Annotated in this window: 7 protein-coding genes; 6 read left to right on the top strand and 1 reads right to left on the bottom strand. The window is 47.1% G+C overall.

Annotated features, from left to right (window positions below):
• Nucleotides 1-113 precede the first annotated feature (113 nt).
• A complete protein-coding gene (narQ, locus tag ACLRGG_RS13700; RefSeq protein ID WP_416250298.1) occupies nt 114-1,787 on the bottom strand; it encodes a nitrate/nitrite two-component system sensor histidine kinase NarQ in 1,674 nt (557 codons plus the stop codon).
• A gap of 363 nt (nt 1,788-2,150) precedes the next feature.
• Here narQ and ansP point away from each other — a divergent pair, with 363 nt between their 5' ends.
• The 6 genes from ansP to ACLRGG_RS13670 all read left to right on the top strand — a co-directional run bounded on the left by ansP (nt 2,151) and on the right by ACLRGG_RS13670 (nt 13,241).
• Nucleotides 2,151-3,611: an L-asparagine permease gene (gene ansP / locus ACLRGG_RS13695; protein WP_416250297.1), complete on the top strand. Its 1,461-nt coding sequence runs from the start codon at nt 2,151-2,153 to the stop codon at nt 3,609-3,611.
• 180 nt (nt 3,612-3,791) lie between these two features.
• Entirely contained in the window at nt 3,792-4,373 is a 582-nt protein-coding gene (nudK, locus tag ACLRGG_RS13690; protein ID WP_416250296.1) for a GDP-mannose pyrophosphatase NudK, read from the top strand.
• A gap of 468 nt (nt 4,374-4,841) precedes the next feature.
• Nucleotides 4,842-5,741, top strand: coding sequence for a hypothetical protein (locus ACLRGG_RS13685; protein WP_416250295.1), 900 nt, complete (start codon nt 4,842-4,844; stop codon nt 5,739-5,741).
• Between the two features lie 97 nt (nt 5,742-5,838).
• A complete protein-coding gene (locus tag ACLRGG_RS13680; protein WP_416250293.1) occupies nt 5,839-6,747 on the top strand; it encodes an Ig-like domain-containing protein in 909 nt (302 codons plus the stop codon).
• Nucleotides 6,748-6,786: 39 nt separating this feature from the next.
• Nucleotides 6,787-8,703: a hypothetical protein gene (locus tag ACLRGG_RS13675; RefSeq protein WP_416250292.1), complete on the top strand. Its 1,917-nt coding sequence runs from the start codon at nt 6,787-6,789 to the stop codon at nt 8,701-8,703.
• 56 nt (nt 8,704-8,759) lie between these two features.
• Complete coding sequence (locus ACLRGG_RS13670; RefSeq protein ID WP_416250291.1) at nt 8,760-13,241, top strand: RCC1 domain-containing protein; 4,482 nt, start codon at nt 8,760-8,762, stop codon at nt 13,239-13,241.
• The last annotated feature ends 59 nt before the right edge of the window (nt 13,242-13,300 follow it).

Raw genomic sequence — 13,300 nt, 5'->3', positions numbered from 1 at the left:
TATTTGTTCGATGTCGCCTTACCGATTTCACTTTACCCGTCAGGCGGTGAAGAATCGTGGAGAAATTTAGGAGAAAATGTAAATTAGCGTACCGCCTTTTATCCGCCGCTGGCTCACTCCCAGGCCGCCGGAAACTGTAGCAGTATGCTTGTGCCGCCACCCGGCGAGGGCGTGATATCCAGCCGTCCGTTAAGACCTCTGGCCCGCTGCTGCATAATGGACAGCCCATAGTGTCCTTCCGGGCTGTGCAGGGGGGGGATCCCGCAGCCATTATCACTAATTTCAATCCGGTTATCGCCGCCTTTACCCATACCACATCGCACAATAATTTCCGAAGCCTCAGCGTGGCGGATAGCATTCAGTAAGGCTTCCCGAACGATTTGCAGCACGTGGATCTGCTTTTGCGGTTCCAGCTGGCGGCTGGCGGGTTCCCCGGTGAGCGTAATGACCGCGCGCGTTTGCTCACGCAGCGGGTTAATCACCTGGTGAAGGGCAGCCACTAATTCACCCGGTTCTACGGAGAGGCGAAAGGTGGTGAGCAGTTCACGGAGCTGACGATTGGCTTCGTTTAGCGCCTGATCCATTTCACTCACGATCGCCCTGGCGGGGGCGTTATCCTCCCTGACCACGCGTTTCAGACGGGCGATTTGGATGCGAAGCCAGGCAAGTGACTGCGCGAGGGAATCGTGTAACTCCCGGGCGATGGTGGCGCGCTCCTCCATCAGCATAAGATGCTGAACTTTTTGCTGGGCCTGAGCCAGCTGAAGCGAGCGCGACAGCAGGGGGGCTAATCCCTGCATCAGCCGTGATTTGCTCTTTTTTGCCTGCCAGCGCAGTTCGATTGCATTTCCTGTGGCAGGCGATAGAGGCTGGCTGTGCCACGGCATCGCCCGATCCGGCATGCCCGCGGTTATCTCACCAAGGGGCGGTGCGTTCAGAGAGATACAGCTAAGATCCTCATACTGGAGGATCTGCTGGAGCACCAGCGGCAGGCTGTGGGTGATATCAGGATGGCTTCCCAGAGTTTCGGAACAGCGATAAAGCAGGGAGAGACGACGGTTAGCCTGCCGCAAATCACGGGTTTTCTCCCTCACCGTCTCCTCCAGCAGGTGGTAGTGTTTTTCCAGCTCACCGGACATGCGGGTAAACGTCCGCGCCAGTACCCCCAGCTCGTTCTGCAGCGCGGTATCCAGCGGCACGTGTCGAAAATGGGCGCGCTCGATCTGCTCGCTGGCCGTGACCAGCGTCTGCAGCGGTACTACCACCTGGCGGCGCACCGAACGCAGCGTCCAGAATACCAGCAGAGTAATGGTTACAAAGCCTAACAGGCTGGTTGCGGCAACCAGTTTCATTTTGAGTTCTGCCCAGCGCTGTAGCGCCAGCACAAAACGATCGATCTGGTCGACATAAAGGGCAACGTTTTGCCGATAGGGTAGCGTGTTCCCCGTCTGCAACGCAGGCTGAAGGGATTGCCAGCTATGCAGTAATTCATGATAGCGTTCACGGACGCTAAAGGGCACATAGCCTTTATCGATCGCCCGCAGCGCCGGTGCCTCAAGGGTTTCCCGATAGCGCAGGATATCTTCATTAATCCCCGACGTTTCGGTCGAGGCGTTCAGCGCGATGCGGTAGCTTTGCATTCGTAGCGAACCCGCAATATTTATCGCCTCTGCATCATTCAGGCTGGCTGACAGCGTAAGCAGGGCCAGACTGCCAGACAGAACCGAAAGCAGCACAATGGCAAACAGTACGCGAGCCAGACTGCCCGTCACTGAGCGTTTTAACATGATTGACCTCCCCTGAAGGCGAGTGAGTATATCGCGTTCCGTCCGCCTCGCCACGCTGAAAACAAGGGGTGCTAAAAGCCGCGGGTGAAAGTCAGTCGTACATGCGCGGTCTCAGGGTTTTTTGCGTTGAAGAGCAAAAATTACAAAAGCACACGATTTCCGCTGCAGATTTTTTGCGTCATCTTTGTAGAACGGTTAGGATGCATCGCCGCAATTTTCCCACTTTCAACAGGCCTATAATTACAGAAAGTGGGCTGGTGCCGGGGCGTTCGTGCTGCCGCGCAATCGTTTGGTCGGTCAGCAACAGATCAGATCACCGGGTTGATTGCGCCTATCACTGTGGACAGGTTAATAGGACAGATAATGAAAGCTGATAAAAAAGCAGGGGCGGATAAACGCGCCGCCAGAAGACGTTGGTTAAACTCTCATGACTCCGGCTATCACAAAGCAATGGATAATCGTCACGTTCAGATGATTGCCATTGGTGGTGCGATCGGTACGGGTCTGTTTCTCGGGGCAGGCGCACGTCTGCAAATAGCCGGCCCTGCGCTGGCGATAGTCTATTTAGTGTGTGGCATCTTCTCGTTTTTTATTCTGCGTGCGCTGGGCGAACTGGTGTTACACCGGCCCTCCAGCGGCAACTTTGTCTCTTATGCGCGTGAGTTCCTTGGCGAAAAAGCCTCTTACGTTGCGGGCTGGATGTATTTTGTCAACTGGGCCATGACCGGTATTGTGGATATCACCGCTGTCGCGCTGTATATGCACTACTGGGGAGCGTTTGGCGACGTGCCACAGTGGGTATTTGCCCTGGGCGCGCTGGCGATCGTCGGCACCATGAATATGATCGGCGTGAAGTGGTTTGCCGAAATGGAGTTCTGGTTTGCCCTGATCAAAGTCCTGGCTATTGCTGTCTTCCTGATTGTCGGCGTGGTGTTCCTCGGCAGCGGTAAGCCGCTGGATGGCAATGCCACCGGCTTTCATTTAATCAGTGACAACGGCGGCTTCTTCCCTCATGGGCTGCTGCCTGCGCTGGTGCTGGTGCAGGGTGTGGTCTTTGCCTTTGCCTCCATTGAGCTGGTCGGCACTGCAGCCGGGGAATGCAAAGATCCGAAAACCATGCTGCCGAAAGCGATTAATAGCGTTATCTGGCGTATCGGTCTGTTCTATGTTGGCTCGGTGGTCCTGCTAGTGCTGCTGCTGCCTTGGAACGCTTACCAGGCGGGTCAAAGCCCGTTCGTGACCTTCTTCAGCAAGCTGGGCGTGCCCTACGTCGGTAGCATTATGAATATCGTGGTGCTGAGCGCCGCGCTCTCCAGCCTTAACTCTGGACTTTATTCGACCGGACGCATTCTGCGATCGATGTCGATGGGCGGCTCAGCACCAAAGTTTATGTCGAAGATGAGCGGTCAGCAGGTTCCCTATATGGGCATTCTGGTCACTATCGGCGTCTATGTCGTTGGTGTCTGGCTGAACTACATCGTTCCGTCGCGGGTGTTTGAAATTGTCCTGAACATTGCCTCGCTGGGCATTATCTCCTCATGGGCGTTTATCGTGGTCTGTCAGATGCGCCTGCGTAAAGCGATCAAAGAGGGCAAGGCTGAGGACGTTAGCTTTAAGCTCCCCTGGGCACCCTTTACCTCGTGGCTGACGCTGCTGTTCCTGGCCAGCGTACTGGTGCTGATGGCATTTGACTACCCGAACGGGACCTGGACTATTGCGTCGATTCCGCTGATTGCGCTCCTGCTGATCCTGGGGTGGTTTGGTGTTCGCAAACGGGTTCATGCCGTGGCCGCAACTGAGCACCAGCAGCCTAAGGCTGAGTAAAGGGATCCACTGCTTTTACGGCATAAAAAGGCGGCTCTCTGGAGCCGCCTTTTTTTAAGCTCCCGGCCTGATAAGCATCAGTGTGAGCAATCCAGCCAGGCCGCACCTTCAGAATTGAGATAGTTTTCCCTGCCTTGCAGACTTAAGATGACAGACTCCCGGCAACGCAATGGAGTCCAGATGTCCGCCAAAATCGAAGTCATTAAGAACAAAGTCCTGTCAGAAAACTGGTTTGTACTGCGTAACTACACCTACGATCTCACCGCCCGCAATGGCTCAACGATTCGGCATAAGCGCGAAGTCTACGATCGCGGAAATGGCGCAACCATCCTTCTCTATAACCGCGACAAGAACAGCGTCATCCTCACCCGGCAGTTTCGTATTGCCACCTGGCTTAACGGCAATGAGAGCGGGATGCTGGTGGAAGCCTGTGCAGGCCTGCTGGATGACGATTCCCCGGAAGACTGTATTCGTAAAGAAGCAATTGAGGAAACGGGCTTCGCCGTGGGCGAGGTCAGGAAGCTCTATGATATGTATATGTCACCGGGCGGGGTCACCGAACTGCTGCATTTCTTCGCCGCCGAATATGACGACTCGCTGCGTGAAAACGCAGGCGGTGGCGTAGAGGATGAGGACATTGACGTCATGGAAGTCTCTTTTCCAGAGGCGTGGACGATGATTGGCGAAGGACAGATTAAAGATGGAAAAACAGTGATGCTGCTACAGCATGCCCTGATTGAAGGGTGGCTGCGTCTCGCCTGATCAACCCGTGCTGACTGGTGTCAAGCGATCGGTCAGCACCTTTATAGACTTAAAAACCGAACAAAAATTTATACCTGCGGAAAATAAATATATTTTCTGTTGTCTGGCCATGTAATTTTAAAATATAGCAGGTGTTAAAGCAGGATTAAATGAAAGTGCTGTTTTTCCAGGGTAACGAGTTGATTGGTATGCTTATTATGGAAGTTAAAAATTTAACAGCCTTAAACAACAAATAATAAAACTAACGCCTGTTTAATTTAGCTGAGAAAATGCTAGCTTTAAAGAGCTAACGGAATGCGAATTTTCTCTATTAATGTTTACAGATGGATTTAGTGTGTAACAAGGAAGTCAGATTGTTCAAGTATTTACGGGTGAGGTTATATATAGGCTGGTATTTGGAGTCATCGACTTTGGATATTCATATTATTGTAGCTGTAGACTGTTTAAAACAATCCTTAGAGGTGTTTAATGAATAGAATTCATTTGAGATCAGAGAGCGGCTTTCACCTGGTCGCCAAAATAATTGAAAACGATGCTAAAGCTGACGGGACAGCAGAAAATATTGTTGAAGTGTACTGTATGGATGATGATTACTATTCTGCAAGAAACGTAGATATTTTAGTAAGAGTGAGTGGTAATGCCCTTTTGAAACGTAATGGCCAAATGGTTGACCATTATTATACCGATCCTGCAGGCCTGGTGCGCTTTTCTGTGATTAACAAAGTGGCAGAACAGGTGAATGTAACTTCAGAGGTATTCAGAGAAGAATCTACGCAACAGGTTTTACCAGTTAATTTTATTGCAAACAGCAATGTCATGAAAATAAGTCAGGTAGTCAATACTAACCGGCTATTCAGATTAACGGGTGAGCCAACGACTGCCTGGCCGGGAGCAAGCTTTCGGATAGATACCACCGGTGGGAGTGGCAATGTAGAATGGAACGTCGTCCAGTCGTCTGCTGAAGTCACCATCGAAAGTGACAGCCAAGGGAGTGGGATAGTGACGATACACAATCGACCCCGACAGATTTGTCTGATTGAAGGGACAGATCGCGTAACAAAAGAGAAAGTCGCCTACAACTTCCAGATTACTAGTTTTGTCAATATGGATGCAACCCGGCGGTCTATCTACCAGACAGAAAGTATCTATGGCAGTAATATTCTGAGTCCTGGAGCATACAAAACATTGTTGAACCAATGGGGCAACTTAAGGGCATACGCTCCCTGGAATAGGATTACCCGGGCCAGGTTCTGGACGAATGATACCGGCTTAATTACTACTACATCTTTTAATATCACAGACGGCACGCAGGAATGGGAAGTAAATGCAACTGTTTTGAATGTGGCCTACAGAGTAGGTTCATATTGACGCCCTGCTTGTTAATAGTCCTGGGGGATATAAAAAAGTAATAACGTAGAGAGTGCAGTATTCTTTTATTTTAAACTAACCTGGCAGGATGTAAATTATGAAAGATACCCAGATAGCCGAAATGACGTTACGTCTTGAAAAAGTTAAAAATAATGCAGTATCTGACGGCAGGGATATCAATACCGTTGGTCTTTATATAGAAAGTAAAGATGCACCTGTGGCTAATATTCGTGTGGTATTTGAAGTTGATGGTGCAGCCATTTTTGTCACTAGCAGGGCTGGCGTCTATGCCACTAGCAGTAACCAGGATGGTTTTGTAGAAGTTAGTTTCACCAGTACTAAAATTGAACATGTTGAATTGAGCTGCTTTATTGTTGAAGACAAACAAAACGTTGTCTTTACGGGTTTTGATTTTATCAAAATACGAGATATATTTAAAATTGATCGAGTGCAGAGCCGGAACCAAACGCTTTATTATGGTGAGCCGAACTTTATTTGGGAGGGTGCCAGTATCCTGCTGCACACCAGTGGTGGCTCAGGAGAGGTTGAATGGAGTGTTGGAGATGAGAAAAAAAATAATATTAGCCTTGTAAGTGATGATTATGGTTCCGCTGAGGCCACGGCTATTTCCTACTTCACAGGAAGCTGTGAAGTAATTGCTAAAGATAAAGTAACAGGGGAAACGTCAAATCATATATTTTATGTTCATAATTACCTCTACCCGACTAAAAATAAAATAGGCTTACAGGAAGTTATTCAGGATAAAGATAAAAGGCTACTCTCAAAATCAGCGCTGAAAACAATATACGACCAGTGGGGTGACCTTTCGGTTTACAGTGAATGGCTACCGAATACACCCTACTGGACCAGTCAGTATAATTTAATAGCTAATAAGGTTACAGTAATGAATAGCTCAACCGGGATCTTCGTTGAGGAGCCTTTTATTAACTACGGTGAAATCATCATGCAGGGCCTGGTTTACAGAAAAAGTGAAGATGATGAATAAATTGAAGTTAAATTAAAGTTAAATCAAGAGGAGAAGGGTATGTCAGCAATTAATGATTTCCATGAGAATGATATATCTAAACGATTGGAAGAAAGAAAAAGAAAGCTACAGTCGTTTAAGGGTTTAATAAGAAGACCTACAGTGCCGGTTTTGGAAGCACCAGTGATTGAAGGGCTGCTGGCTGATGGTACTGTCCCGGTAGATCTATTTAATCAGGGGTTGGAACTGCAGGTCCCTGCCTGGAGAAGGATGGATGAAGGCGATGCGGTTTTTGTCTACTTAGATGATAATGATTCGACATTTATAGCAAGCTATGTTATGGGCGATCCAGATGAGACAGATTTTCCTATTAAATTAAGATTATCAGAGCGATACTTAACCTTTGGACCCTATAAGATCCAGTATGTTGTTGAAGCTGCGTCGGGTGCCTCGAGCTTAAGTTTTCCTCTGAATGTGATAGTCGATCGTGATGCTCCCAGCCCCTCTGGTCCTGCTTTCATCGCGGACGAATATGAAAACACGATCACAAGGGAAGACATTATCTCTCTAGGTAATAAATTTCCCGTGTTTATACCTTCGTACACTCGTATTGATGCCGGTGATACGATAAGAGTAATCTGGATTGGCGGTAATAGCACGGCGAAACGCTTACCAAATTATATAGTTACTAAAGAGGATGTTAACAAAGACTATATTACTATAGATGTGCCGGAACAGGATATTATAGATGGTGGGGAAGGGAGTGCAATTATATACTATAACCTGATCGACAGGGCGGGAAATGTCAGCGTTAGATCCCCTGATTATTCGATATCGGTTATAATCCACCCTGCGGCTAAATTCCTTACGCAAGCACGAGTGCCGCTGGCAGAAAACGGTCCCATTACTGATGCTGCAACACGCACGCCAGTGACTGCACTTATACCAAAATACACTAATATTTTGCCCGGCGATCTTATTACTTTGAGATGGCGTAGCACACCGATTTTGCCTTCACTTCTTGTACCTTTTCCATTGCCTCTTGATGCTTACGTACTTGAGTTTGTCATTCCCAGGGAAAAAATATGGGAAACCAAGAGCGGAACATGGGAAGTAGATTATCAGGTTACGCGCGGTAAGATAGTAACAACGTCCGATGTCAATCCTGTGATAGTCGATCTGAATATACCTGGACCTGAGGATCCTGATAAAACGACGGACGTTAATGAAAATTTAGCCGAACCTATAGTTGTAGGTAATGGCGTAAAAGAAACTAATAAATTACGACCCGGCGACCTTCGCAGAGGGGCTGTGGTGACTGTTCCATACTATGAAACACCAGTAGTAGACGATACTATACGTGTTTATTGGGGGGGGCGGTCATCGGGTGTATATATAGACTTTAAAGTAAAAATAGAAGATATCAATGCAAGTAAAGCAGCATTTGATATTGAAATTGATTCTGACATTGTTGATAGCACGCCAGAAAATTCAGCGTGGGAAGTAACCTATGATCTCATCAATGCCACCAACGATAATTTGGGTCAGACGACATATGTTGATGTTCATTTAGCCGGACCAGGCGGTCCAGATGGTCTTTTAGCTCCCGATTTACTGGGAAGGAACGCCCGTGGATGGTTTATCGAAGGCGACCTGATTAATCCATCAACATCAGTCCTGATCAATGCCTATGAAAATATGGCAGAAGGGGACGTGGTTACCTTACACTGGATTGGAAACTCTAAAACGAACGGCAAAGGTGAGGATATTAGCAGTACCAAATTCTCTACGACAACGACTATCACTAAAGCGAATTTGAATAAATCTTTGGCAATGGTCATTCCTTATGAACCTTTTATTCGGGATGTCGTTTATGGATCTGCCAGATGTTATTATTCTATAGGGCAGCTAGGTTATGTCTTTGACTCCGAAGTTAGCTCTGTAAAAATTGATCTTGAAGGCCCTGCGGGTGAGTAATATCTAAATTATTCGTTTAAAAAACCAACCCTTACATCCTGGAAAAGGGAGTAAATATGAGTAACAATAACCTTAATGGAATTTTTTCCGAAAATAAATTGAGTGATATTATAATTCCTCTTAGTCATCCGGTTGTCGGTGGGGTCGGGGTTGGTTTTACTACATCAATAGATGGCCTTCTGCTAATTTGCGAGGCTTATTCTATTATGAGGAAAGGGGACCTTATTGATGTCTATATTTATCAGTCAGATGATGATTCAGCATTATATCCCGTTAAAAGTTATATCTTGTCTGAAGAGGAGGTGAATGATTCCATTCACATTATTGTCCCCCCAGTAAATATTAAGGCTGGATGGTTTAAAATATACTATACGGTGACACATACTGACAGTGGGATAAGCGACAGATCAAACACCTCCGCACTTTGGATTAAATTGGATAAACCAGGGGGGATCGACCCTAATCCTCAAACTCAAAATGTGAATGAGAATTTTTCACCACCCGGCATTCCACCATCAATTATTTATAACGGCGTTGGGGCTAATGAGGCAAAAAAAGGGGTTCCGATCAGTATTGAACCCTATATTAATATGCGCGTCAGGGATAAAATAAACCTCAGCTGGGGAGGGGAAATCATCAGCCACGTTGTAAGTGAAAATGATTTTATTAAACCAATTACGATAACGGTTGGCGAAAATACTATTAATAAGGCTGGGGACAGTGATAACTTACTGGTTACTTATGAAGTGCGGGACGAGGTGAATAACTACTCCAAATGGTCACCTTCCAAAGCAGTTTCCGTCAGTGCCAGTGGCTACTATCTTAAAGCCCCGATTGTTAAGGATTCGGTTGATTATATTATAAATATCGACAGTCTCGGGCAACGCGCCGCAATCATCCAGGTTACGATTGATACGGATAGTTTTAACATTAATGACTCAGTTCAGCTCGTTGTCATTGGGCGAACCGCTTCGGGTAGCCCCACTTATTTTGAGGATTACCTCACTATAAGTCGGTTTCCTTCTATACTTGAATTCGCTATTCCATACTCGCAGTTACTGGCCCTGGTCCAGGGGGAGTTTATTGTCTCTTATACATTGATAAGCGCCTCTGACAGCAGCAAAATAAACTCAAGAAAAGTGACTATTTCAGTTTCGGGTGCGCAGAGTGCTCTTCTACCCATACCAGAGGTTGCGGAAGCGGTGTCGGGTACACTTGACGGCAATCTCAGTGCCGTCACAGTCACTGTTCCCCTCTTCACCGCAATGGTACCAGGCGCGGAAATTATTCTTAACTGGTCTGGGGTGACCCATAACGGAGATAACTTTAATCGTTTCTTATCCGAAAAAATAACGTCAATAAGTTCTCCTGTTTCATTTATTATTGATGAGGCAGCGATTAAAATCCTGGCTGGCGGGGTTGTTACCCTCTATTATCAGTATAACACGAGCGCTAGCAGTATTCTGACATCTGAAAAATTGCAGCTAAAAGTTATCAAACGTTTAGCTGCACCTTTAATTCCTGACATTAGTGGCGATCTGATCGACCCCGATACGATTAAAACTGCTCTTACCGTAAGGATCCTCCCCTGGAATGGTATGACGTTGAATGACCGCATAGATCTTAAATGGGCATCAGCTGTTCCTGAAGGTAACTTTGCTGACTGGCTACGCGTCTCATCTTCGATTCTCAATAAGCCAGTTAATTTTCGCGTTCCCAAAAAGTATATCGACCTCAATATTAATAATAGTGTCAGAGTTAGCTACCAGGTTACGGATGAGAATGGTAACAGTCTGTCATCAGAAATGCTGTCACTGCGCATCAGGTCATGGCTCAATGAAGCACTTCCTGCTCCAACCGTTGAAAAAGTGTCTGATGGTATTCTCCTGCTGGAGAGCACAACGACAGGTGTTTTGGCAAAAATCCCCGCCTATGATGAAATGCAGGCAGGTGATACGGTATACCTCTACCTGGAAGGCGTGGCAAGCTGGCATGACTTTCTGACTATCACTGCGGGAATGTTGAATGAAGAGATCACCTTTGAGTTACCCTATGCTGTTCTTTTGCTCAATAACAACAGTGATATCTCATTACACTACGAAATAGATAGATTCGACGGCACCAAAGCATCCTCTGTTGACCTAATAATTACCGTAATGTCTACTGCTCAAATACTTCCTGCGCCGAAAGTTGACGAAAATGTTAATGGCGTCATCATTCCTGAAAACCTTTTACGTTTTGCTACATTCCGGGTTCCTCCTTATAGCAATATGGCTGCTGGTGACATGTTATCAGCCTATCTTAATGGCGTTGAATCCTGGGAAGATTACCTTCCGGTGTCAGGTAATGCAGTATCCAGGGATATTGTCTTTAATATCCCTAAGAAATACTTTGAATCTTCATTAAATAATGCGGTTAATTTAAACTATCAGGTAAATTACATTTCTGGTCAGATAGCCTCGTCAGAAAAACTGACGTTACAGGTCAGAGCGGCCGGTATCAGTTTACCTGAGCCAGTGGTGGAGCATGTTATTGAGGGCATGCTGGATTTCACCGTGATAAATGTCACTGGGGTTGAGGTGAGGATCCCCGCATGGGATAGCATGGCATCCGGTGACGGCGTAAAACTTTTCTGGGGAACCCATTTTAGTCTTTACACGGCCATTAGCAGCAATATGTTGGGCAATCCTGTGACTTTCCAGGTACCCTACAATGAAGTTAAAGTTCACAATGGTAAGACGATTAATGTTAGCTATCGGGTTGACTCATTTGATGGAAAAGAGAACCTGTCGAAAGTATTAACCCTCGCCATTATCAGTTCCGCGCTACCTTCGCCTTATATTAAAGAAGCACAGGAAGATATCATTAATACAGGGAGCGTTAAATCTGGCGCGACCGTCATCATCCCTCTCTCCGCGCGTTTTCAATTGGGCGATACAGTTGAAATATTTTGGCTGGGTGCGACAGATGAAAATAGCTGGAATAAGCTAATTACGATAACTGACAGCGACTCAAAGGCCGCTTTACAGTTCGTCGTCCCTTACGACGTCGTGCTCTCGTCCGAGGGCAACACTGTACGGATTAACTATATCCTGACACGAGCAGGGGAAAGCACAACGTCACCATCAAAGCGTTATAGCATCACCAGTGAGCTGGTAAACAGCAAAATCCTTGTTTTCGGTGCTCGCGCTCCCAGCCACTCCTATCACTATTCAGGAAAATCACAGTATTTGATTGGGTATGATAAAAGCACCGGTAAAAAGACCATACTGGATTGGCGTTATGAAGATGATACGGAAACCATAACGACAGAATGGTTCAGGGATACTCAGCCCTGGCTGAAGTTAACCGTCTCGTCAGCCACAGATGAAACTGAACTTTCACCCGGGAATATATTTGGAAATGGTGATGACCCCACAAACAGCGGTAAAGCTGCAATGGTCGCCATTCTTGATTCTGGCAGGGTAGTGGGTTGGGGAAATTCTGCCGTTGGAGGGGAGCTGCCTTTAGGGTTATCTACAAATGATGACTATAAAGAGATTTATACGTCTGGTGTTGCTGTCGCTGCGCGTCGTTCTGATAACAGCGTAGTCGCCTGGGGAGACGCTGAAGGCGGGGGTACCGTGCCAACAGCCATCGCTAAACTTAAAAATATCGTCTCTCTGAGTGGTACAGCGCAAGCATTTTGCGCGTTATTGTCTACCGGTAAGGTGGTAGCCTGGGGGAACCGGAGAAACGGGGGTAACGTGGTATCTCCTGTTAGTTCTTACGATAATATCCTTAAAGTTGTAGGCTCTGGCGGCGCCTTTGCTGCACTCCGTGCAGATAAGCGAATCTGTGCGTGGGGGAATTCCAGTTATGGCGGCCTTCTTCCTACCGCTGTGATCAATCACCGTAATGCCCGGGACATTGCTTCAACCCTGTCAGCTTTTGTTGCACTTAATTATGATAATAGTCTGTTATGTTGGGGTAACAGTGAATTTGGTGGAGTATTACCCACCACTTTACGTCAGATGAAAGATTTCAGCGATATCATGGCGTCCAATAATGGGGCGTTTGTGGTCAGGCGGACGAATGGTCTACTGGTAGCATGGGGAGCAGACACACATGGAGGCCAACTGCCCGTAAGTCTTTCTGTCATGAATAGTGTTATTGAAGTTGTATCAACATGGAGCGCCTTTGCTGCTCTGATGAGTAACGGGAGTATTGTTGCCTGGGGTGATGAAGCTGCTGGAGGAGTATTGACTCGCGAGATTGCTTCACTGGAGGATGTTGTACAAATTTCCGCTACGGCCACCGCCTTTGCTGCGCTTCGGGCTAATGGCACGGTAGTGGCCTGGGGCGACCCCCTTTCTGGCGGAAACACCCAACCCGTTAGCACTCAGCTGAACAGGTGCCGGGCAATCTATAGCAGTAGCGGGGCTTTTTCCGCGATCACAGAAGATCAACGGGTTGTTTCATGGGGAAGCACTGATGCAGGTGGAGATAACGAAGAGGTCGCCGCACGGCTCAATGGTTTAATTTCCTACTCGCGATGAAACAAAGGTAGCAGGAATAAAGGTGGGATGTCTTAATTCAGGCATCCCACGCCTTTATA

The sequence above is a fragment of the Erwinia sp. PPS120 genome (assembly GCF_047918655.1).
In the GTDB taxonomy this organism is placed as follows: Bacteria; Pseudomonadota; Gammaproteobacteria; order Enterobacterales; family Enterobacteriaceae; genus Erwinia; species Erwinia tasmaniensis_A.
Note: the sequence above shows the minus strand (reverse complement) of the source record. Positions and strands in the feature narration are given on the sequence as shown.